General features: G+C 74.2%; 16 protein-coding genes. 4 read left to right on the forward strand and 12 right to left on the reverse strand.

The window, feature by feature from the left end; translation table 11 throughout:
* Positions 1-11: 11 nt before the first annotated feature.
* The 5 genes from ABTY61_RS26135 to ABTY61_RS26155 form a co-directional block, all read right to left on the reverse strand.
* Positions 12-4,760: a DNA repair ATPase gene (locus ABTY61_RS26135; RefSeq protein WP_350507509.1), complete on the reverse strand. Its 4,749-nt coding sequence runs from the start codon at positions 4,758-4,760 to the stop codon at positions 12-14.
* 57 nt (positions 4,761-4,817) lie between these two features.
* A complete protein-coding gene (locus ABTY61_RS26140; protein WP_350507510.1) occupies positions 4,818-6,833 on the reverse strand; it encodes a flotillin family protein in 2,016 nt (671 codons plus the stop codon).
* A gap of 65 nt (positions 6,834-6,898) precedes the next feature.
* On the reverse strand, positions 6,899-7,684 hold the full coding sequence (locus ABTY61_RS26145) for a hypothetical protein (protein ID WP_350507511.1): 786 nt from the start codon (positions 7,682-7,684) through the stop codon (positions 6,899-6,901).
* Positions 7,685-7,899: 215 nt separating this feature from the next.
* On the reverse strand, positions 7,900-9,015 hold the full coding sequence (locus tag ABTY61_RS26150) for a PucR family transcriptional regulator (protein WP_350507512.1): 1,116 nt from the start codon (positions 9,013-9,015) through the stop codon (positions 7,900-7,902).
* A gap of 79 nt (positions 9,016-9,094) precedes the next feature.
* A complete protein-coding gene (locus ABTY61_RS26155; RefSeq protein WP_350507513.1) occupies positions 9,095-9,934 on the reverse strand; it encodes a GntR family transcriptional regulator in 840 nt (279 codons plus the stop codon).
* Positions 9,935-10,122: 188 nt separating this feature from the next.
* On the opposite strand from ABTY61_RS26155, the gene ABTY61_RS26160 reads away from it, so the two are divergent.
* Both ABTY61_RS26160 and ABTY61_RS26165 read left to right on the forward strand, forming a co-directional pair.
* Positions 10,123-10,887: a tyrosine-protein phosphatase gene (locus tag ABTY61_RS26160; RefSeq protein WP_350507514.1), complete on the forward strand. Its 765-nt coding sequence runs from the start codon at positions 10,123-10,125 to the stop codon at positions 10,885-10,887.
* Positions 10,888-10,996: 109 nt separating this feature from the next.
* Positions 10,997-11,560 (forward strand): hypothetical protein, encoded by a 564-nt coding sequence (locus tag ABTY61_RS26165; RefSeq protein ID WP_350507515.1) that lies wholly within the window; start codon positions 10,997-10,999, stop codon positions 11,558-11,560.
* 56 nt (positions 11,561-11,616) lie between these two features.
* On the opposite strand, the gene ABTY61_RS26170 is transcribed toward ABTY61_RS26165, so the two are convergent.
* Both ABTY61_RS26170 and ABTY61_RS26175 read right to left on the reverse strand, forming a co-directional pair.
* Entirely contained in the window at positions 11,617-12,477 is an 861-nt protein-coding gene (locus ABTY61_RS26170) for an ABC-2 transporter permease family protein (protein ID WP_350507516.1), read from the reverse strand.
* On the reverse strand, positions 12,474-13,385 hold the full coding sequence (locus tag ABTY61_RS26175) for an ABC transporter ATP-binding protein (RefSeq protein WP_350507517.1): 912 nt from the start codon (positions 13,383-13,385) through the stop codon (positions 12,474-12,476). The genes ABTY61_RS26170 and ABTY61_RS26175 overlap by 4 nt, the downstream gene beginning before the upstream one ends.
* 134 nt (positions 13,386-13,519) lie before the next feature.
* Here ABTY61_RS26175 and ABTY61_RS26180 point away from each other — a divergent pair, with 134 nt between their 5' ends.
* Both ABTY61_RS26180 and ABTY61_RS26185 read left to right on the forward strand, forming a co-directional pair.
* The gene (locus ABTY61_RS26180; RefSeq protein ID WP_350507518.1) at positions 13,520-14,794 is read left to right on the forward strand and encodes a sensor histidine kinase; all 1,275 of its coding nucleotides are present in this window, start codon (positions 13,520-13,522) and stop codon (positions 14,792-14,794) included.
* Positions 14,791-15,447: a response regulator gene (locus tag ABTY61_RS26185; protein WP_350507519.1), complete on the forward strand. Its 657-nt coding sequence runs from the start codon at positions 14,791-14,793 to the stop codon at positions 15,445-15,447. Before ABTY61_RS26180 ends, ABTY61_RS26185 begins: the two co-directional genes overlap by 4 nt.
* Positions 15,448-15,622: 175 nt before the next feature.
* Here ABTY61_RS26185 and ABTY61_RS26190 read toward each other — a convergent pair whose 3' ends face one another.
* The 5 genes from ABTY61_RS26190 to ABTY61_RS26210 form a co-directional block, all read right to left on the reverse strand.
* The gene (locus ABTY61_RS26190) at positions 15,623-16,732 is read right to left on the reverse strand and encodes a hypothetical protein (protein WP_350507520.1); all 1,110 of its coding nucleotides are present in this window, start codon (positions 16,730-16,732) and stop codon (positions 15,623-15,625) included.
* 461 nt (positions 16,733-17,193) lie between these two features.
* Positions 17,194-17,781 carry a hypothetical protein gene (locus ABTY61_RS26195; RefSeq protein WP_350507521.1) on the reverse strand — a complete coding sequence of 196 codons (588 nt, stop codon included), beginning with the start codon at positions 17,779-17,781 and terminating at the stop codon, positions 17,194-17,196.
* Positions 17,782-17,935: 154 nt separating this feature from the next.
* Complete coding sequence (locus tag ABTY61_RS26200; protein WP_350507522.1) at positions 17,936-18,955, reverse strand: N-acetylglucosamine kinase; 1,020 nt, start codon at positions 18,953-18,955, stop codon at positions 17,936-17,938.
* A 100-nt stretch (positions 18,956-19,055) separates the two neighbouring features.
* A complete protein-coding gene (locus ABTY61_RS26205; RefSeq protein ID WP_350507523.1) occupies positions 19,056-20,354 on the reverse strand; it encodes a 6-phospho-beta-glucosidase in 1,299 nt (432 codons plus the stop codon).
* Entirely contained in the window at positions 20,354-21,256 is a 903-nt protein-coding gene (locus ABTY61_RS26210; RefSeq protein ID WP_350507524.1) for a carbohydrate ABC transporter permease, read from the reverse strand. The genes ABTY61_RS26205 and ABTY61_RS26210 overlap by 1 nt, the downstream gene beginning before the upstream one ends.
* Positions 21,257-21,309 lie beyond the last annotated feature (53 nt).

The following is a 21,309-nucleotide window of genomic DNA, read 5'->3' on the forward strand; positions in this document are numbered from 1 at the left end:
GGTGTAGCCAGCTACACCTCCCGCCCGTACCCGCCTGGCTGCACCCCCTCGCACCACCGGCGCTTCAGCTGCTCCCAGCGCCCGGCCTGCTCCGGGGTCAGGGTGCCGCGGAGTTCGGCGAGCTTCAGCAGCTGGGCCTCGGCGTCGGCGCCCAGCGGCTGGGCCTCGGCGCGGTAGTGGTCGGTGAGCAGGGCGTCGAGTTCGGGGCGGGTGAGGGCCGGGTCGAGGCGCTGGGCGAGCTTGGCCATGTTGCGGTAGGAGCCCTGGAGCAGGAACGGCGGCTCGGTGCGGGTGCGGTCGTCCTGGGCGGCGGAGGCGAGGTAGGCGCGGTTGACGGCCAGCACGGTGCCCCGCAGGTGGAGCAGCCCGGCCAGGACGGCGGTCATCCGCTCGACCTCGGCGGCCGGCCAGGCGCCGGCCAGGGTGCCGCCCGGGGTGCCGGCGGCGCGGGCGAGCAGGATGTCCAGGTCGGCCCGTTCGGCGGTGGCCAGCGGGGCCAGGTGGGGGCTGGCGGGCAGGGCGTTCTCGACGAAGCTGAGCGCGAAGAGGTCCTCGCGGCCGGCCACGGTGTCGCCGAGGTTCCAGACGTCGGCCCGGTTGGCGAGCATGTCGGGCAGCCGGAACAGCCGCCCGGACTCGGTGTACGGGTTGGCGGCCATCACCACGGCGAAGCGCTTGCCGCGCAGGTCCCACTCGCGGGCCTCGCCGTCCGCGACGCCGTCGATCCGGCGCTGGGCGTCGCACAGCGGGATGAAGCGCTGCAGGAACTCGGGCGAGGTGTGCTGGACGTCGTCGAGGTGGAGCAGCACGTTGTCGCCGGCGTGCAGTGCGAAGTTGAGCTTCTCCAGCTCGCGTCGGGCGGTGGCGTCGGGGGCCTCGGCCGGGTCCAGCGAGGTGACCTTGTGGCCGAGCGCCGGGCCGCTGACCGAGACCAGCAGCAGGCCGAGCCGCTCGGCCAGGTACTCGACCAGGGTGGTCTTGCCGTAGCCGGGCGGGGAGACGAGCAGCAGCAGGCCGCTGCGGTCCACCGGCCCGCCGGGGCCCGCGGTGCCGAGCTGCTTGGCGAGGTTGTCGCCGATCAGCGGCAGGTACACCTGGTCGATCAGCCGGTTGCGGACGAAGCCGTTGAGCGGCGCGGGCCGGTACTGGTCGAGCCGCAGCCGGGCGTGCTCGGCGGCCAGCAGCTCGCCGCGCAGCCGCTGGTAGGCACGCTGGCCGGGGGCGTCGACCGCCTCGAATTCCTTTACGCGGGCAAGCAGTTCGTCCAGTCGAAGGTCCAGTGCGCCGCCCTTCAGGCGGGGGTGGTCGCCGAGCAGTCCGGTCAGCCGGGTGGCGACGGCGCCCTCGGCGGGGCGGCGGGGAAGGGTCGGGCAGAGCAGCACGGCGGCGGCCTCGGTGCGGTCGCCCGGGTCGGCGTCGGCGGCGGCCGACTCCAGCCAGGCGGCGGCCAGTTGGCGCCGGGCGGGCAGCAGCGAGGGGTCCTCGGGCAGCGCGGCCAGGGCCTCGGTCAGCCCGGCCGACTCGGGGGCGGCGCGGAACTTCTCCAGCAGTGCGTGGGCTCCGGCCGAGTGGGCGAAGGTCGGTGCGGCGGCGGCGAGTTCGGCCACCAGGTAGTCCCCGGCGCCGGTTGCGCCGGGGATGAACCCGGTCACGGCGGCCGACAGTTCGGCGGCCAGGTCGGTGAGCGCGGCCGAAGCGGTCGACTCCGGTGCCGGCCCGTACACCTGCCGGGCGAGCCCGAGCGAGCGGGCCCGGGTGTGCCAGACCAGCCGCTGCCGCTCGTCCGTGCCGTGCGCCCAGTACAGCTGGGCGGCCGCCCGGGCCGCCGCCGGGTGCCGCAACAGGCCTGCCTCGGAACGGAGGTCGAGCAGGGAGCGGAGCACCAGGGCGGCGTCGTGGTCGTGCACCCCGCGCTGGTAGCCCTCGTCCGGGCGCCCCTCGGCGGCCCGCCGGACGTAGGCCAGCAGGTCGCCCTCGGGTTCCCCCGGCTCGGCGGCCAGCAGCAGGCTCGCGGCCAGGTACTCGGCGCGGTACAGCGCGGGCGTCTCGGAGGGCAGCGGCCGGGACCAGTACCGCTCGGTGGCGGCGAAGGCCGGGTCGGTGACCGGGGCGCGGTAGTCGGTGCCGGTGAGGGTGAAGGCGGGGCGGCCCCGCCAGGGCAGCAGGGTGAGTTCGGGGCGCTGGGTGGTGACCGCGAACAGGTGCCGGCCCAGCCGCAGGGTGCCGGGGCCGTCCCCGGCGAGCTCGGCGCGGTCGCGCAGCGCCCGGTGGGCGCGGCTGCGGGCAGCGCGCAGCCGTCCGGTCAGCTCCTCGGCCCGCACCCGGTCGCCGAGGCCGGTCAACTGCGCGGCGAGGTCGCGGAGTTTGACGGCCGTCGGGTCGGCGGCCAGGGCGGCGTCGATCTCGGCGGCGGTGCCCAGGGCGGCCAGCCGCCGGTGCAGGGTGTCGAGGATCCGCTCGGCGGAGGCGGCCAGCCGGTCGGCCCGGCCGGCCCGTTCCTCCAGCAGGTGCTGGCGGCGGGCGGTGAGCGCGTCGTGGATCTCGGTACGCCGGTCGGCGAGCTGTTCGCCCAGCGCCGGGTCGGCGTCGGCGAAGCGGGTCTCCAGCTGCTCGATCCGCAGCAGCAGCCGGCCGAGCCGGTCGTCGCAGGCCTCCGGGGTGTCGGCGGCGGCCAGCGCCGCGCTGACGGCCTGGGCGAGCAGCGCCGTCTCGGCGGCGAACTCGGCGGCGGCCTCGCGGGTGCGCAGCTCCCGGCGGCGGACGGTCAGCGTGCTGCGGGCCCGGTTGAGCAGCCCGAGCACGTCGGCGAGTCGGTCCAGGATCGCGGTGCGGGTGGTGGCGTCGGCCAGGTCGAGGGTGCCGACCAGCTCCGAGACGGTCTGCAACGCCTCGCTCTGCGCGGTGAGTTCGAGGCCCAGCGGTTCGGCCTCGGCGGCCGTCGCCAGCGCGGCGCAGCGCTCGGCCAGTTCGCCCGCCCGGCGACGGTGCGGCTCGAAGGCGGTGGGTTCGGCGAGCTGGACCACGGCCCGGTCGGCGGCCTCGGCCAGCCCTTCGGCGAGGTGCTCGGCGAGCGCGTCGATCCGCGCCGGGCGGGCGCGCGGCAGATCGCGCAGCGCCTCGACCCGGCCCTGGGCGCGGCGCAGCGCGGCCAGCCGGTCGACCCACTCGGCGGCGTCGGCGAGGGTCTCGCCGCGCGCGGTGCGCAGCAGGCCCTCGACGTGTTCGGCGGTCTCCTCGGTGCGGGCCGCGGCGTGCGCGGTGAGCTGGGCGACCGCCTCGTACTCGGCGATCACCTGCCGGGCGGTGTCGCGGATCTCGGCGAGCGGTGCGGCGAGGTCGCCGAGGCCGCTCTGGCCGAGCCAGTGGTGCCGGTCGGCGGTGCGGGTGCAGGCGGCGAGCACGGCATGGTGCCCGGCCGGGGTGTCGGCGCCGGCCGCGGCCAGCCGGGCGAGGGCGAGGCAGTCGGCCAGGCCGCGGACCAGGTCGGCGTTGCCGACCCGGGCCAACGGGCCGGTGCCGGGCGGCTGTTCGGCGGCGTGCCGCTCACTGGTGAACGGGCTCTGCCAGAGCTGGACGGGGTGCAGCCGGGTGGGGCCGTCCTCGGCCGGGCGCAGCGCGATCAGGGTGCCGTCGTCGAGCAGCGCGTAGCCCTGGCAGGCGAGCGGGGCGGCGGCCTCCTGGCGGACGGAGTTGTACGGCTGGAGCAGCGCCCGGCCGTCGGCGGCGGAGCGGAACTCGTACAGCACGTCCTCGCCGTTGGGGGAGAGGACGGTGCGCTCGTACGCCAGGCCGTCGACCGGCTGGTCGAAGACGCGCACGGTGCCGTCGGCGAGGTGGCAGCCGCCGGGGAAGGCCACGCCCTGGTCGGCGGGCAGCCGCAGGCAGGCCTGGCCGAGCGCGTCGATCCGGGTGACCTTGCCGGTGGGCAGGTGGACCACCAGGTGCCGGACGGTCTCCTCCTGGTACGGGCGCACCCGCACCAGCAGCAGGGTGGCGAGCCGGGCGTGGGCGATCTGGGCGTCGGCGAGGGTCTGCAGGGCCTCGGCGAGCGGCTCGTGGTGCAGGTCGCGGCCGTCGGGGGTGGTGAGGGTGAGCCGGCCGCCGTCCACGCCGAGGTGGAGTTCCCCGGCGAGGTCGGCGCGCGGCGCGGTGCCGGGGGCGGCGGGCAGCTGGTCGTCGCGGGTGAGCGGCGTCCAGTCGAGCTGCTGGCCGTCGGCGGGGGTGTGGTCGCGTTCGCCGCGGCCGTCCTGGTAGCTCACCCGGTCGTCGTCGAGGCGCCAGCGCAGCACCCGGACGTCGGTGGCGGCCGGGCCGGTGCGGAAGACGGCGAGCAGTCGGCTGCCGACCGGGCGCAGCCGTTCCAGCCGGGCGTCGCGGAAGTAGCGGCGCAGGTCGGTGAGGTCCTGGCGCAGCCGCGGGTCGGCCAGCAGCGCGCCTGCGGTGGGGGAGAGGTCGTCGGGCCGGTAGAGGGCGAGGAGGTCGGTGAAGTCATCGGCGCCGTCGACCAGTTCGACCGGGCGGGTGCCGAGCAGCAGCAGCCCGCCGACGGCGGTGAGGTCCTGCGGCAGGCAGGTCCGGGTGGTGGTGAGCCGCCCGGTGCCGGTGAGCCGCAGTTCCCCGCCGCCGAACTCCTCGACCCGGCGGGTGTTCAACGCCCGTGCGCGGTCGGCGAGTTCGGTGGCGGCCCGGGCGAGCCGGTCGCGCAGGACCTCGTAGGTGCCGGCGTCGGGCCGGGCGTCGTCGAGGGCTTCCACGGTCATTCCCCTGGTGTTCGGCAGGTGTTCGGCGGGGTGTGCGGCGGGGTGTTCGAGGGGCGACTACTTGCTGCCGTTGACGCCGGTCAGCGCCCCGATCGGGGTCTCCGCGATCCCCAGCTTCCTGGCCGAGTCGAGCAGTTGGCGCAGCTGCCCGGCCTGCTCGCCGCCGCCGCCGATCAGCTTGAGCAGCAGCGCGGACACCGTCAGGTTCTGCACGTCCGCGGTGGACACCGAGGACAGCGCCCGGGTGAGGTCCTGGGTGAAGTCGGCCCGCCCGTCCAGCCAGGGGCCGGCCAGGGCCTGGGCGGTCTGCGAGTGGCCGACGAAGGCGTCCACGCTCTTGCCGGCCGTCACCGACTGCACCAGCCGGTCGAAGAACACCGAGTCCCCGCCGACGATGTCGATCTTGGCCTTCTCCAGCCCGGCCGCGACCAGCGCGGCCTGCGCCTCGGCGATCTGCCGCTGGGTCTCCAGCCCGGCCAGCCGGACGTCCTTCTCGGCGGCCAGCCGCAGCCGGTACTCCTCGTGCCCGCGCGAGGCCTCGTCCAGCTTGGCCATCGCCGCGGCCTTCTCAGTCAGGCCCTCGGCCTCCGCCTTGAGCCTGGAGCCGACCTCCAGCGCGGTCGCCCTGGCCTTCTCGGTCTGCACCGCGGCCTCGGCGCGGCCGACCTTCTCCACCGCCGCGGCCTCCTGCTCGCGCACCTGCACCCGGGCCAGCCCCTCGGCGGCGGCCTCCGCCCGGACGCCCTCGGCCAGCTTGACCTTGGCGGCCGCGTCCAGCTCGGCGGCCTGCTGCCGGGCCTCGGCCAGCACCAGCGACTCGCGGGCCTTGTGCGAGGCGGCCTGCTCGGCGGCCTCGGCGGCCTTGATGTCCTTGACGAGCTTCTCCTGCGCCTCCGCCTCGGCCTGGATGACCACGGCCTTGCGCACCCGCTCGGCCTCCTCGACGGCTCGCAGGGTCTTGACGGCCTCCTCCTGCTCGGCGACGGTGCGCTCGACCGCGACCCGCTCGCGGACCACGTCGGCGACCTCCCGGCGGCGGGACTCGACCTCCTTCTGCTTGGCCATCACGGCGAGTTCGGTCTCCCGCTCGCGGCCGACGACCTCCAGCAGGCGGTCCTTCTCGATCCGCTCGTTCTCCACCGCGATGACCCGCTCGCGGTTCTTCTGCGCCACCGCGACCTCGCGGGCCTGGTTCTCCCGCTGCACCCCGAGCACCTCCTCGGTGCGCAGGAAGGCGGTCTGGGCGTTGAGCCGCTCCTCCTCCTGCACCCGGGCGATCACCGCGTCCTCCTTGGCCCGCAGGGTCTCGATCTCGCGGCGCTGGCGGATCTCGGCGTCGGCCTGGCGGCGCTCCAGCTCCAGGACGGTCTCCCGGGCGTCCACGTTCTGCCGGGTGATCTCCTTCTCCTCGTTGCGCTGGTACTCGTTGGTGCGCACGTGCTCGATCGCGGTCAGCTCGGTGATCTTGCGGATGCCCTGGGCGTCCAGGATGTTGTCGCCGTCCAGCTGGCTCATCGGGGTCTGCTCGAGGTGGTCGATGGCCGCGTCCTCGAGGGTGTAGCCGTTGAGGTCGGTGCCGATGACCGCGATGATCTGGTCCCGGAACTCGTGCCGGTGGGTGTACAGGTCGGTGAAGTCCAGCTGCTTGCCGACGGTCTTGAGCGCCTCGGCGAACTTCGCGGCGAAGAAGTCCTGGATCGCCTGCGGGTCGCTGGCCCGGGCGGTGCCGATGGACTGTGCCACCTTGACGACGTCCTCGACGGTCTTGTTCACCCGGACGAAGAAGGAGATCCGGATGTCCGCCCGGATGTTGTCCCGGCAGATCAGGCCGTCCCGGCCGGCCCGGTGGATCTCCACCGTCTTCGCCGTGATGTCCATCAGCTCGGCCTTGTGCAGGACGGGCAGGACGATCGCCCCGGTGAACGTGACGTCCACGCTCTTGGTCCGGGAGACGATCAGCGCCTTGCCCTGCTCGACCTTCTGGAACAGGCGGCCCACGAAGAGCAGCGCGGCGAGCAGGATGAGCAGTACGACGGCGATGAGTACGCCGAAACCCACGGCGATGGTGTCCATCACGGAGTCCTTTGACGAGAAGGGTGGAGCGAAGAGGTTGACCGGCGAATGGAACTGACGGGACGTCAGAGACTCGATGGGGGTGGGTCGAACGGCGCGACGAGGAAGTGCTCGCCGTCCGCGTCGTAGTCGTAGATGAGCGCCGTGCGTCCGGCGGTGAGGTCCGGATCGGCCTCCGGGGCGCGGACCTGCACGGTCGCGGTGGAGCCGTCCCCGGCGGTCACCTCGGCCTGCCCGAAGTCGGCCGTCACCCGGCCGGTGCGGATCACGCAGACCCGGCCGACGAAGTCCCCCCGGGTGACCGGACGGTCCTCCGGGAACAGCCGCCGCAGCGGCCGGACGAGCACCCGGGTGCCCGCCCAGGAGGCGACCAGCGCGACGGCGAACACGCCGCCGCGCGCCGGTGCCCCCGTCGTGAGGACGGTGCCGGCCAGGCTGACGAACCAGGCGAGCGCGACCAGCAGCGACACCGCCACCGTCGCGGGCACCCCGCCCAGCCCCAGCGCGTCCAGCACGCCCCCGTGGTGGCCGGTGCGGTGCCCCCCGTGGGCACCGTCCGCGCCGTGGGCGGTCCCCCCGCCGACACCGTGTCCGCCGGACGCCCCGTGGGCCACGCTCCCCCCGGCACCGTGCCCCCCGGCACCGTGCCCGACGTGACCCACCGGGCCCACCTGCCCGGCGTGCCCGGCACCCAGGTGGTGCCCGACGCCATGCCCCCCGTGCAAGGCGTCGAACCCCAGGCCGCCGATCAGCATCAGCAGCCAGTACCCGACGACCACCACCAGCGCGAAGCTGAACAGCGCCGTCGGAAAGGCCAGCGCGGCCGCGAAGAAGTCCCCCGTCCCGGCCATTCCCCCCGCCCTTCCCACGGCACCGGGCATCGGCGCCGGGGAGATCATGGCAGCGGGGGAGGCGCCCGCACATTGCCAGGATCCGGCAATCTTTACGGCCCTTTGACACCCTGGTACGCGCGTTCCCGGTGACACTTCGACGATCGGGCAACAGAACGGCTCCGGGCAGGTCGCCCGGGGTTTGCGGCCTTCCGAGGGTGCCGTGCGGAGCCGTCCTAGAGTGGCTGCTCCGGCCAGTTCAGCAGCCGCGCGCCCATGGCCGCCGTCTCCAGGGTGAAGCGCTGCAGCGCGTCCGCCGGGTCGTACCCCGTCAGCGCCTTGATCCGCTCCAGCCGGTAGCCGAGGGTGCGCACGCTCAGACCCAGCCGGCGCGCCGCCTCCGCGTTCACGTACGCCGCCTCCGCCTGCACCGCGATGGTGTCCAGCAGCGGGCGGGCGCCCCCGCGCGCCTCGGTCAGCGGCCCGAGCACGCTGCGCACCAGATCGGCCATCGCCGCCCGGTCACGCATCAGCACCGGGAAGACCAGCAGCTCCTCGGCCTTCAACTGGCAGGCCGGCAGGCCCAGTCGCTGCGCGTAGTCCAGCGCGTCCAGGGCCTCGTCGTAACTGCGCAGCACCCCGCTCGCCCCCGAGTGCCGACGGCCGGTCGCCACCCGCAGCACCGGCCGGTAGCCGGGCCCGGGGCGCAGCGTCAGCTCCGCGAAGGCCTCCAGCACGGCCCGTTCGGAGTCCGGGGCGATGCACACCAGCCGGCCGTCCTTGCTGGCCAGCAGGACGTCCCGCTCGCCGAACCGCCCGGCCAGCTCCCGCTCCACCCGGTGCAGCATCGGGTGGACGTCCACGAAGCGCTCGTCGCCCACCGCCACCGCCACCGTGTACGCGCCCGCCAGCCGCAGCCCGAACCGCTCCGCGCGCTCGGCGAGCAGCCCGAGGTCGCTGCGGCCGTGCAGCAGGTCGTCGATGAACTCCCGCCTGGCTGCCTCCTCCTGGCGGACCGCCAGCCGCTGGGACCGCTCGTGCCCCTCGCCCAGCGCGGCCAGCGCGGCGTCGGTGGCGGCCAGCACCGCGTCACCGATCCGGCGCAGCTCGCCGACGCTGGTGGCGCCCGTCGTCCCCGGCAGTGTCCGCCAGGCCCGCCGGGCCGCCGCCAGGCAGTGCGAGACCACCTCGCGCAGCCCGTACCCGGCCTCGGCGCACTGCTCGCCGAGCCGGCGCAGCCCCTCCAGCTCGTCCCGGCGCAGCAGGCGCCCGGTGCGGGAGGTCTCGGCGAGCAGGGCGAGGCACACCTCGGCCAGCTCGGTGGGTATGTCGCACTCGTCCGTCTCGTTCACCGTGTACCGCCAACCCCCGTGTGGCCTGCGTTTTCGGCGCTGAACGTTATCAGGATCCAGACGCCCCGGAGCCCTTGCGCTACCGGTCGCGGAAGTGCAGCACGAAGCGCGCGCTGCTGCCGTCGATCCGGCGCCGGACGTACAGCGTCGGGGCGCCGTCCGGGGTGCAGCTGACTCCCTCGCGGACCAGCAGCGGGGTGCCCGCCGGGACACCGAGCAACTCGGCGTCCGCGAGGTCCGCGCCGATCGCGCCGAAGGCCCGCCAGTCGTACTCCAGCTCCACGCCGGCCGCGCGGGCCAGTTCCAGCACCAGGTTCCCGGCGTGGCCCGGCCGCACCAGCTCGGCGGGCAGCGGCCCGAACGGCACCCAGTAGCTGCACGCCGCCCGGGCCCGGCCGCCGAGGCGGATCACCGAGTCCAGCCGGTGCAGCTCGCCCGGTGCCCGGCCCAGCTGGCGGGCCGCCTCCTCGTCCTCGGCCGTGCCGGCCACCGGCGGGGCGGCGACGACGAACTCGCCGTCGCCGTGGTCCCCCTCCGGCACGGCCTCGTGCACGCTGCCCAGGTCGAAGCGCTGGCTGCGCGGGTCCACCGCGATCGAGACCCGGACGGCGGGCGGGCGGACGAAGGTTCCCACGCCGCGGCGGATCTCCACCACGGCCGCCCGCTCCAGCTCCGCGACCGCCTGCCGCACGGTCAGCCGGTTCACGCCGAACTCGGCGCTCAGCTCCGGCTCGCTCGGCAGCCGGACGCCCGCCGGGTAGCCGCCGGCGTCGATCCGCTCCTGGAGCCGGCGGGCCAGCCGGCGGTACACCGGCGTGTTCGGGGTGTTCGGGGTGCTCGGGGTGTTCGGGGTGCTCGGGGTGTTCGAGGGGGTGCCTGGGGGAGTGCCCGGGGGAGTGCTCGGGGGGTTCGTCGCCACGGACCCGATCCTACGAAGCCGGCGCCGCCGCCCCGGGTCGCCGTGGCGGGCCGTCGGCGGTGGGATGGAGAGGTGCTCCGCAGCCGGTGAGGGAATAGGACAGCTGAGGGATTGGACATCTAGACGTCTAGATGTCCTACTGGACGTTCAGCCCCTCCGTGTGCGGCTTCACCCGAAAGGTTTCCCGCATGTCCCTGGTCAACTTCCGCGACCCCGCCGTCCTCAGCGACCCCGAGGGCCTGCGGATCCGCCCCGGCGTGCTGTACCGCTCCGCCCAGCCCTTCCCGGCAGCCGACGAGGCCGTCGTCGCCCAGCTGCGCGCCTGCGACATCCGCACCGTCGTCGACCTGCGCGACCCGCGCGAGACCCGGCCCGCCGACTGGGCCGCCGCCGAGGCCGCCGGGATCACGGTGGTCGCCGCCCCGGTGAACCCCGCCACCGACGCCCTCACCGCCCACATGGCGACCATGACCACCGCCGCCGACCTCGGCGAGTTCTACCTGCTGCTCGCCGAATCCGCCCCCGAGGCCGTCGCCGCCGCCGTCGAGGCCGCCGCCCGCCCCGGCGCCGTCCTGCTGCACTGTGCCGCCGGCAAGGACCGCACCGGCCTGCTCACCGCCCTGCTGCTCGACCTCCTCGGCGTCCCCGCCGACCGGATCGTCGAGGACTACGCCCGCACCGCCGACGCCCTCCCGCAGATCTTCGCCAACCTCGCCGAGCGCCACCGCACCGCCCTCAACGACCAGGGCGCCACCCGTGTCACCGACTCCGAGGGCCGCGCCCTCACCATCCCCGCCCCGCTGCTCCAGGCCCCGGCCGAGGCGATGTCCGTCTTCCTCGGCCACGTCCGCACCCGCCTCGGCGGCGCCGAGGCCTTCCTCCCCGCCTGCGGCGTCCCGGCCGCGACCCTCGGCGCCTTCCGCGCCAAGGCGGCAGCGGTGACCACGGCCTGACGCGACCGGTGCTGTCGGTGGCGACGGATTCCGTGCCGGGCCATGAGGTTCGCCACCCAGGTCACGCCCTGACCTCCGCTGTCGGTGCCCGGCCCTAGCCTGAGGCGCCATGAGCTACTACGGCATGTGGTTCCTCGTCCCCGCGCCCGCCGGTGCCGTCGAGCGGCACGGCCCCAGGCTGCGGGCGCTGCTCGGCGAGCACGCCGCCGGTCCGGGCGCCGTCGACCTGCGCCGCCGCTGGGAGCGGGGCGAGGAACTGGGCGTGGACGACCTGGAGGCCCTGGTGTCCGGCCCGTTGGGAGAGGACGTCAACGGGCTGTACGACGCTTGGAACGACTGCGGTACGGACATCGGCCCGTACGTCTGCGTCTCCGCCCGCAACCGCTATCCGGTGCTCGGCCTGGCCCACGCGCTCGGCCCCGAGCGGCTCGCCGGGCTGCCCGGCTGGTTCGGGGACATGGTCCTCACCCCCGCCGAGGTGCGGGCGGCGCTGCCCGCCGTGGAGGCGGTGTTCGTCCTGGACGACGCCGAACGCGCGGCGGCGCGGGCACGGGCCCTGGAAGTCCTGCGGGGCACCGACGACGTCTCCGGACTGTTCGACGCCGTCGTCCCGGTCTGGCGTGCCACCGCGGCGGCCGGCCACGGCATCATCGGCGCCCAGCTCATCCCGTAGCCCCGTCGCGGCACCCCGCCCGCCCTGGCGGCGGCCTCCCTTGACCGGCCGGGACGTCACACGTCCCGCCGCCGCACCACGACCATCGTCACCGCCACCGAGGCGACCGCCCACACGCCCATGGTGATCCACGAGTCCAGCACGCTCGGCGCCCACTTGCTGATCGTGCTGTTGGAGTCGGGGTTGTAGGTGAGCCGGTTGACGGTCTGCATCGGCAGGTGGGCGCCGATCTCGTACAGCCACCGGTAGCGGTCCCCGCCGAACATCAGCGGCAGGATGAAGAACAGCAGCACCAGCGAGACGATCGACGCGGTCGCGTGCCGCAGCAGCGCACCCAGGGCCATCCCGACCAGTGCGCAGACCGGCACGATCGCCGCGTAGGCGATGACGGCCCGGAGGCTGACCCCTTGGGTGATGGAGAGTCCGACGTGCCGGGAGGCCAGCATGGCGTTGCCGCCGAAGAAGGACGCCGCGGACACCACCGCCCCGGCCAGCGCGGTGATCCCGCCGATCAGCAGCACCTTGGCGGCGATCACCCCGCGCCGGTCGGGCACGGCGGCGAAGGTGGTGCGGATCATGCCGGTGGTGTACTCGCCGAAGACGGTGATCGCGCCGAGACTGCCGGCCGCGATCGCCATCAGGTAGCAGGCGATGTCGCTGAGGCTGTGGTACAGCGCGTCGTACCGGAACGGCGGGAGGCCGGGGATCGGCCGCGGCGGGTGGTCGATGTACGTCAGGTCGGAGTGGACGGCGTTCAGGTTGACCCCGATCGCCACCAGCGAGGCCAGTGCCAGCACCCAGTACGTCGACCGCAGCGAGCGCAGTTTGATCCACTCGGCGGCGAGCAGGTCGGTGAACCGGAGTGCGGGTTCCGCCAGGCGGGCGCTCTCGGCGCGGGTCAGGGTCATGGTGCTCATCGGGTCTCTCCTGCCAGGTACTCGACGCTGTCGGCGGTCAGGGACATGAACGCCGACTCCAGGGACGACGTCCGGGCGGCCAGCTCGTGCACCACCACGCCGTGGCGCACCGCGAGTTCACCGATCCGCTCCGCGGTCATCCCGGTGACGACGCCCGACTGCGGCTCGACCACCGTGACTTCGGCACCCTCGGCGCGCAAGGCGTCGGCCAGCTTCGGGAGTTCGGGCGCCCGTACGGCCACGCTGGACTCCGCGTGGCGGGCCGAGAACTCGGCCAGGCTCTCGTCGGCGATCAGCCGGCCGCGGCCGATCACCACCAGCCGGTCGGCGGTGTGCTCCATCTCGGTCATCATGTGGCTGGAGACGAAGACCGTCCGGCCCTCGGCCGCGAGCCGGCGGAACAGCCCGCGCACCCAGAGCACGCCCTCCGGGTCCAGCCCGTTCAGCGGCTCGTCGAAGAGCAGTACGGGCGGGTCGCCGAGCAGCGCGCCGGCGATGCCCAGGCGCTGCTTCATGCCCAGCGAGTAGCCGCCGATCCGGCGCCCGGCGGCCTTGCCGAGGCCGACCTCGGTGAGCACCTCGTCGACCCGCCCGAGCGGGATCCGGTTGCTGCGGGCGAGCGCCGACAGGTGGGCCCGGGCGCTGCGCCCGCCGTGTACGTCGCTCGCGTCCAGCAGGGCGCCGACGTGCCGCAGGCCGCGCGGCCGGCCGGCGAAGGGCACCCCGTCGACGGTGACGGTGCCGGAGGTGGGGGTGTTGAGGCCCAGGATCATCCGCAGCGTGGTGGACTTGCCCGCGCCGTTGGGGCCGAGGAAGCCGGTGACGGTGCCCGGCTTGACGGTGAAGGTCAACTGGTCGACGGCCGTGGTGGCGCCGTACCGCTTGGTCAGTCGCTCGATCTCGATCACGGGGACGACTTTGCCGGTCGGGGCCGTGGGCGGGCATCGGGCGGCGGGACACAACCGGGGGCGGCCGCCCCCGCCCCCGGGACTACGCCCGCGGGCCAATGTGCCGCCCCGGCGCCCGCCGCTACCATCGCGTCATGATCACCGAACCCCGCCCGCCCCTGCTCAGGCGCCTGCCCGCGGGCGTGTGGGTGGCGGCGTTGTGGACGGCCATCGTGGCGTTCCGGTTCTTCACCCGGGACAACGAGTTGAGCCACCTCCTCAGCTACAACGGCAACACCGAGGACATGCCCCTGGTGGTCACCGCCGCGGTCACCACCCTGGTCGCGTTCCTGCTGGTCCGGCTGCCGCTGGCGGCCATCGCGGCGGCGCTGCTGGGCGGCGTCTTCTCGCTCGGGATGTGGACGGTTCCGGCGGCGGCGCCGGTGCAGTTCCTGATCGCCGAGGCGGTGGTCGGCTACTGCGTGGTCACCCGCTCCCGCCTGGTCTCGACGATCGCGGTGTCGATGCCGCTGGCCGTGCTCGCCACGCTGTTCGTCTGGGGTGCCGTCAACGGGTACGCCGTGAACCCGTACGCCTACCTGGGCCTCGCCTCGACCGTCCTGATCGCCTGGCTGATCGGCAACACCGTCCGGCAGAGCCGCGCCCACACCGAGGCGCTGCGCGGCCGCGCCTCCGAGCAGGCCGTCACCGCCGAACGGCTGCGGATCGCCCGCGAGTTGCACGACATGGTGGCCCACAACATCGGCATCATCGCGATCCAGGCGGGCATGGGCAGCCGGGTCATGGACACCCAGCCCGCCGAGACCCGCAACGCGCTGAACGCCATCGAGGAGACCAGCCGGGAGACGCTGGCCGGGCTGCGCCGGATGCTGGGCGCGCTGCGGCAGGGCGAGGGGGAGTCGGCGCCGATGGAAGTGGCGCCCGGGCTGGGCGAGCTGGACCGGCTGGTGGAGAAGGCGGCGGGCGCCGGGGTGCGGGTCGAGCTCACCCGCAGCGGCGAAGCCCGGGCGCTGCCGCCCGAGGTGGACCTCGCGGCTTTCCGGATCGTCCAGGAGTCCGTCACCAACGTGGTGAAGCACTCCGGCACCCGGGACTGCCACGTCACCGTCGAGTACGCGCCCGAGACGCTCGCCGTCACCGTCGTCGACCTGGGCGCCGGTACGCTGACCGCGACCCCCGGCACCGGCTACGGCCTGGCCGGCATGCGCGAGCGGGTCGCCCTGCTGGACGGCGAGTTCAGCGCCGGCCCGCGCCGGGAGGGCGGCTTCCGCGTCGCCGCCCTGCTGCCCATCCCCGCGGCACCCACAGCACCTGAGACACCCGCAGCACCCGCAGCACCCGCAGCACCCGCAGCACCTGCGGCACTCGCGGAGCACCCCGAACCGACCCCCCTGGAGGTGGGACCGTGATCCGCGTCGTTCTGGTCGACGACCAGCCGCTCATCCGCACCGGCCTGCGCGTGCTCATCGCCGACGCCCCCGACCTGGAGGTGGTCGGCGAGGCCGGCAACGGCGCGGAGGCCGTCGAACTGGTCGCCCGGCTGCGCCCGGACGTCGCCGTGATGGACATCCGCATGCCCGGCATGGACGGCATCGAGGCCACCCGCCGGATCCTCGCCGATCCGGACCTGCCCACCCACGTGCTCGTCCTCACCACCTTCGACGACGACGACTACGTGTACGGCGCGCTGCGCGCAGGGGCGAGCGGCTTCCTGGTCAAGGACCTCGCCCTGGAGACCATCCTGGACGGCGTCCGGGTCGTCGCCGCCGGGGACGCCCTGCTCGCCCCGGGCATCACCCGCCGCCTGATCGGCGAGTTCGCCGCCCGCCCGGACGCCGCCGCCCGGCCCCGGAAGTCCGCCGAGGGCATCACCGGGCGCGAGCGCGAGGTGCTCACCCTGGTCGGCCGCGGCCTGTCCAACACGGAGATCGCCGAGGAGCTCACCATCAGCGTGGCGACCGCCAAGGCGCACGTCGCCCGGCTGTTCACCAAGCTGGACGCCCGCGACCGGGTCCACCTGGTGATCCACGCCTACGAGTTCGGCCTGGTCGCGCCCTCCTAGGCCGGGACGGCGCGAAGCGCCGGAGCGGGCCCACACAGCCCGCTCCGGCGCCTTCCCCCGTGCCGGATCGTCAGGACACAAGACCCCTCCGGTCCGTCCGATCCGTCGGTCCCGTCAGTTCCTGAGCTGCCCCACGCCGCTCAGGAGACGGAGCTCGGTGGGCGATCGCGCGCGCTCAGTGAACGATCGCGTGCGAGATCTGGCAGGAGCTGTTCAGGTTCGACCAGGTCGCCTGCATGGGCAGCGAGCCGGTCGAGAAGGACACGTTCTGCGCCCCGCCGGTGCCGCCGGTGCCCTTCCAGGCGCACTTGTCGCCGTTCTCGGCGCCGGTGGAGTCGGTCCAGCCACCGGCCGGGTTCTGGTCGGTGACGGTCTCCGCGTACTCGTGGCCGTACACGATGGTCACGCCGTCCAGGGTGCCGGCGCTGCCGCTGTTGACGTAGTTCTGGCCGCAGGAGCTGCCCATGTCCGTCACGTACGGGTCGTTGCTGAACGCGATGTCACCGTACGGCGAGGGGGCCGCGCCGCCGGTCAGCGTGGTGTCGCCGTTCCAGTCGTGCCAGGCGCAGAAGTTGCCGGTCGAGGTGTTGAAGCCGTCCGGGTGGGTCCCGGTCGGCGAGAGCACCACGTACTGCGCGTTGCGGTTGGAGGCAGCGGTGGTGTTGCCGAAGTGTCCGGCGGCCTTCACGGCCTCGGCCGCGATCTGGTTGCCGGTGGCCTGGCCCGGGGCGGCGGCCGACTCGTCGACCCAGACGCCGGCCAGCGCGCCGCCGGTCGGGTAGCCGACGTGCGCGGCGGTCGAGCCGCAGGTGGTGGCGCCCTTGGCGACGCCCTGGCAGTACTGGGTCAGGACGCCGGACCAGAGTTCGTTGTTCGCGCCCAGGCCCTTGTACAGCTGCTGCGCGCGGACGGCCTCGCCGGACGGGTCGCCGGACAGCGTGGTGTACCCGTTGGCGTCGGTGCCCTGGGTGCCCCACTGGGAGCCCCAGATGACGACGTACACCTTCGGCGCGCCGGTGGTGACGCCGATGCCGTCGACCGCGCCGCCGTAGCGCAGGTTCGAGGTGCGGTTCGCGGCCGCGGAGGCGGTGTTGGCGTGTGCGGCGGCCTCCTTGGTGGGGACGGCGCCGTGCCGGTACGGGTGGGACTGCCCGGCGAACTCGCTGCCCGGCTGGTCCGCCTGGGCGGCCGGGGCGGCGGCGAAACCGGTGGCGGCCAGCGCCAGTGCGCTGAGCCCGGTCAGGGCCCGGACTCGCGCCCGGCGGGAGGTGGGGGACATGCCCATCGTGAGGGTTCCTCTCTCATGCCGACCGCACACCGGTAGGGCGCGGCGACACCGTGGGGGACAAACGGGGAGGAGCGACGACGGGGAGCCGGCTGTCACCGACCGTTCGTCATGAACAGTCAGCGAAACGGGGATGGGGGACCGGTTCACCGTCGAGGCCCGAAGCAAAGCACCGCCGCCGAAACCGGGTCAACGACGGCAAGAGTAAGACCAACCCCAAGCGCGGCCCGGAGAAACGTATAGAACGTCAAAAGCCCCCAGCTGACGGACCGTTGATGCGCGTAGCGAAGGCGAATCTCAACAGTTGAGGGGAGCTTTTACACCGTATTGCCCCTCCCCATGACCCACACGAACCGCCCACCCCGCCCCCCCTTCCCCCTCCCCGCCCTCTGCCCTACGGTGTCGCCGCCGCCACCAGCGGGAACAGCGCCGCCACCGTTCGGGCCCGCCTCACTCCGGGCTCACTCCTCCGCGCCCTCGACCTCGGCGATGCGCATGATCCGGCCGTGCGAGTCCAGGACGACGTCGTAGGCGTTGCCGTAGCAGCCGTACGGGTCGGCGGGGTCGCGTTCGGCGAGGCAGTCGTTGAGGTGGGTGACCAGTTCGTCCAGGTGGACGGGCTTCGCCGTCTCCTCGCGCGGGCGGTCGACCAGGGTGGCGGTGACGCCGGACGAGGCGAAGCCGTAGTGGACGGGCGAGCCGGTGGCTTCGTAGCGGGGCGGGGTGCAGGCGAACCGCGCGGGCTGGGCGGTGAGTTCGGCGGGGCCGGCGGCGACCACGATCAGGACCTGGTGGCCGGGGGCCGGTACGGGAGCCGTGCACTCCGGGGCGGGGGCGGCGATGGTGCCGGCGGCGGGGTAGCCGCCGTCGTCGGCGAAGTCGTCACCGTCGTCCAGCAGCGGGTCGTCCAGGCCCTCGTCGGCGAGGGCCGCGGCCGAGGAGGCGGCGGCCACCGTCGGGCGGGAGTCCGCGGGGGTGCAGCCGGTGAGTCCGGCGAGGGCGGCTCCGGTCAGGGCGGCGGCGGCGAGGAGGATGCGGGGCACGGCCATGGCACAAGTCTCCCCGGGGGTCGGTGGTGGTCGGTACCCGGGTACACGAGCGGCGTGCGCCGCACGGTTCCCGCCCCCGCCGGACGTGCGGATCCGGCGGGGACGGGAGGTCTCCAGGGGACGTCTCAGCAGGACGTCCCAGGCAGGCAGGACGTCAGACCGCCACCGCCCGCTGCGCCTCGTACGCCCCGCGCACCCGGGCCTGCGCCGCCGGGCCCACGCCCAGGTGGTCGAGCCCGAGCAGCGCCGCGCCCAGCACCGGCGGCGCGACGACCACCCGCGGCTCGGCCAGCGGCGCGGCCCGGGACAGCCGCCGGGTGAGGTTGTCGAGCAGCAGCGGCTGCCGGGAGGCGAGCACCCCGCCGCCGAGCACCACCGGGGCGGGGGAGTCCAGCAGGTCCAGTCGGCGGAGGGCGACGACGGCCAGCCGGACGATCTCGTCGGCCTGCCGGTCGATCAGTTCCAGGGCGACGGCGTCCCCGTCGCCCGCGACCGCGAACAGCACCCGGACGATCTCGTGCAGCCGGGCGCCCGGCAGGTGCCCGAGGTGGACGGCCTCGGCGACGGCCCCGGCGCTGGGCAGGCCGAAGTGTTCGGCGATCGCCGGGGCCAGCCCGGTGGGCCCGCCACGCCCGTCCTCCGCGCGGACCGCGTGCCACATGCTGCTGATGGCCAGCCCGGAGCCGCCGCCCCAGTCGCCGGTGAGTTCGCCGAGCGCCGGGAAGCGGGCGGTGCGTCCGTCCGGCAGCAGGCCGACGCAGTTGATCCCGGCGCCGCAGACCACCGCGACCCCGCGCGGCCCCTCGGTGCCGGCCCGGAGCAGGCCGAAGGTGTCGTTGACGACGGTGTTGCTGAGGCCCCACGGGTGCGATTCGAGGGCGGTGCGCAGCGCCTCCTCCTCCACCGGCAGGTCGGCGTTGGCCAGGCAGGCGCTGACGTGGCTGGTCAGCACGCCGCCGAAGGACGGGAATCCGGCCGCCGCGGCGGCCTCCTCGACCAGCGGGGCGAGGCCGGCCACGGCCGCGGCGCCGCCGATCTTCTGCGGGGCGAAGCCGCCGCCGCGGGCGGTGCCGCGGACGGTGCCGTCGGCGCCGATCAGGGCGACGTCGGTCTTGGAGTTACCGGCGTCGATGGCGAGGACGCCGGCAAGGAGTGGTTCGGGCTGGTGGGTCATCAGGTCCCCGCGGCTCGTACGTGGCCCGGCCGCAAGCCCCGGCCGGGGGTGATCGTTCTCCTCACCGCCGGGCCCTCCCCAGAGGGCCCGGCGAGGGCGCTCAGGCCCAGGGGAGGTGCTCGCGGTTGTGGGCGAGCAGCCGATCCGTGAGCCGGTCGGCGAGGTCGATCTGGCCGACCAGCGGGTGGGCGAGCAGGGCGTCGAAGACCCGGTCGCGCCCGCCGCGCAGGGCGGCGTCGAGCGCGAGGTGCTCGTACGAGGTGACGGCGGCGACGAGGCCGGCGAACAGCGGCTCGACGGGCCGCTGCGGCAGCGGCCGTACGCCGCGGGCGTCCACCTCGGCGGGCACCTCGATGACGGCGTCGTCCGGCAGGAACGGCAGCACCCCGTCGTTGCGGGTGTTGACGACCTGGACGGACGTCCCGCCGCCGGTGCCGAGCAGCGCGGAGATCAGCTGGACGGCGGCCTCCGAGTAGAAGGCCCCGCCGCGCTTGCCGAGCAGTTCCGGCTTGGTGTCCAGGGTGGGGTCGGCGTACAGCTCCAGCAGCTGCCGTTCGATCTCGGCGACCTGCGCCGCCCGCGAGCCCTGCGCCCTGAGCTCCTCGACCACCGCGTCGTGCTGGTAGAAGTACCGCAGGTAGTAGGAGGGCACCACGCCGAGCCGCTGCACGAAGGCCTGCGGCAGGTGGAGGTCCTCGGCGATCTCCTTGCCGAAGTCCCGCAGCAGTTCGGGGAGCACCTCGCGGCCGCCGGCGGCGCCGGGCCCGTCCAGCAGGGTGACCCCGCGCTCCCAGGTGAGGTGGTTGAGCCCGACGTGGTCCAGTCGGACCAGCTCCGGGTCCACTCCCAGGTGGGCGGCGAACTTGCGCTGGAAGCCGATGGCGACGTTGCACAGCCCGACGGCCTTGTGGCCGGCGTTCTGCAGGGCCCGGGTGACGATGCCGACCGGGTTGGTGAAGTCGACGATCCAGGCGTCCGGGTTGGTGCGGCGGACCTGCTCGGCGATGTCGAGGACGACCGGGACGGTGCGCAGCGCCTTGGCGAGCCCGCCCGCGCCGGTGGTCTCCTGGCCGACGCAGCCGCACTCCAGCGGCCAGGTCTCGTCCCGGTTGCGGGCGGCCTGGCCGCCGACCCGCAGCTGGAGCAGGACGGCGTCGGCGTCGGCGACGCCCGCGGCCAGGTCGGTGGTCACGGTGACGGCCGCGGAGTGCCCCTGCTTGGCGAAGATCCGGCGGGCCAGGCCGCCGATCAGCTCCAGCCGCTCGGCGGCCGGGTCGATCAGCACCAGTTCGCCGATCGGAAGGGTGTCGCGCAGCCGGGCGAAGCCGTCGATCAGCTCCGGGGTGTACGTCGACCCGCCGCCGACGATGGCCAGCTTGAGACTGGTAACGGAGGACATCAGCCCTTGACCCCTGTCAGTGTCACGCCTTCGATGAAGGCCTTCTGGGCGAAGAAGAAGAGGACGATCACCGGTGCCATCACCAGCAGGGTGGCGGCCATGGTGAGGTTCCAGTTGGTGTGGTGGGCGGCCTTGAACGACTCCAGGCCGTAACTGAGCGTCCAGGAATCGTGGTTGTCGCTGGCGTAGATCTGCGGGCCGAAGTAGTCGTTCCAGCAGTAGAAGAACTGGAACAGGGCGACGGCGGCGATGGCCGGCTTGGCCATCGGCAGGACGACCCGCAGCAGGGTGCGCAGGTCGCCGCAGCCGTCGATCCGGGCGGCCTCGATGTACTCCTTGGGGATGGTCAGCAGGAACTGGCGCAGCAGGAAGATCGAGAACGCGTCACCGAAGGCCATCGGGATGATCAGCGGCCAGAGCGAGCCGCCGAGGCCCATCTGCTTGGTCCAGAACAGGTACATCGGGATGACGGTGACCTGCGGCGGCAGCATCATCATCGCGATGACCGCCATCAGCGCCAGGTTCCGGCCGCGGAAGCGGAACTTGGCGAGCGCGTAGGCGACCGGCAGGCTGGAGACGACGGTCAGCAGGGTGCCGAGGCCGGCGTACACCAGGGTGTTGCGCCACCAGGTGAGGAAGCCCGGGGTGTCCCAGACCTGGGCGTAGTTGCCCCAGTTCCAGGAGGTGGGCCAGTAGTCGGTGGTGAGCGCCTGCTGGTCGTTCATCACCGAGGTGAGGAAGACGAAGACGAAGGGCAGCAGGAAGAACAGCGCGGCGGCGATCGCCAGCGAGTGCACGGCCACCCAGTTGAGCAGGGCGCGGCGCCGGGCGGCCCGGGCGGCGGCGGTGCCGGTGCGGGAGGCACCGGAGCGGGCCTCGGTGAGCGTGGAGCTGAGTGTCATGGTCGGTTCCTCATGGGTCCGCTGGTCGTCACTGGTCCACCGGTCGTCCAGCC

Source organism: Kitasatospora sp. NPDC096128 (assembly GCF_040303105.1).
Taxonomy (GTDB): Bacteria; Actinomycetota; Actinomycetes; order Streptomycetales; family Streptomycetaceae; genus Kitasatospora.

Excerpts from the sequence above, each read along its gene's own strand:
- ABTY61_RS26135 (WP_350507509.1), bottom strand. The coding sequence starts at position 4,760 with ATGACCGTGGAAGCCCTCGACGACGCCCGGCCCGACGCCGGCACCTAC.
- ABTY61_RS26140 (WP_350507510.1), bottom strand. The coding sequence starts at position 6,833 with ATGGACACCATCGCCGTGGGTTTCGGCGTACTCATCGCCGTCGTACTG.
- ABTY61_RS26145 (WP_350507511.1), bottom strand. The coding sequence starts at position 7,684 with ATGGCCGGGACGGGGGACTTCTTCGCGGCCGCGCTGGCCTTTCCGACG.
- ABTY61_RS26160 (WP_350507514.1), top strand. The coding sequence starts at position 10,123 with ATGTCCCTGGTCAACTTCCGCGACCCCGCCGTCCTCAGCGACCCCGAG.
- ABTY61_RS26165 (WP_350507515.1), top strand. The coding sequence starts at position 10,997 with ATGAGCTACTACGGCATGTGGTTCCTCGTCCCCGCGCCCGCCGGTGCC.
- ABTY61_RS26170 (WP_350507516.1), bottom strand. The coding sequence starts at position 12,477 with ATGAGCACCATGACCCTGACCCGCGCCGAGAGCGCCCGCCTGGCGGAA.
- ABTY61_RS26180 (WP_350507518.1), top strand. The coding sequence starts at position 13,520 with ATGATCACCGAACCCCGCCCGCCCCTGCTCAGGCGCCTGCCCGCGGGC.
- ABTY61_RS26190 (WP_350507520.1), bottom strand. The coding sequence starts at position 16,732 with ATGGGCATGTCCCCCACCTCCCGCCGGGCGCGAGTCCGGGCCCTGACC.
- ABTY61_RS26195 (WP_350507521.1), bottom strand. The coding sequence starts at position 17,781 with ATGGCCGTGCCCCGCATCCTCCTCGCCGCCGCCGCCCTGACCGGAGCC.
- ABTY61_RS26200 (WP_350507522.1), bottom strand. The coding sequence starts at position 18,955 with ATGACCCACCAGCCCGAACCACTCCTTGCCGGCGTCCTCGCCATCGAC.
- ABTY61_RS26205 (WP_350507523.1), bottom strand. The coding sequence starts at position 20,354 with ATGTCCTCCGTTACCAGTCTCAAGCTGGCCATCGTCGGCGGCGGGTCG.
- ABTY61_RS26210 (WP_350507524.1), bottom strand. The coding sequence starts at position 21,256 with ATGACACTCAGCTCCACGCTCACCGAGGCCCGCTCCGGTGCCTCCCGC.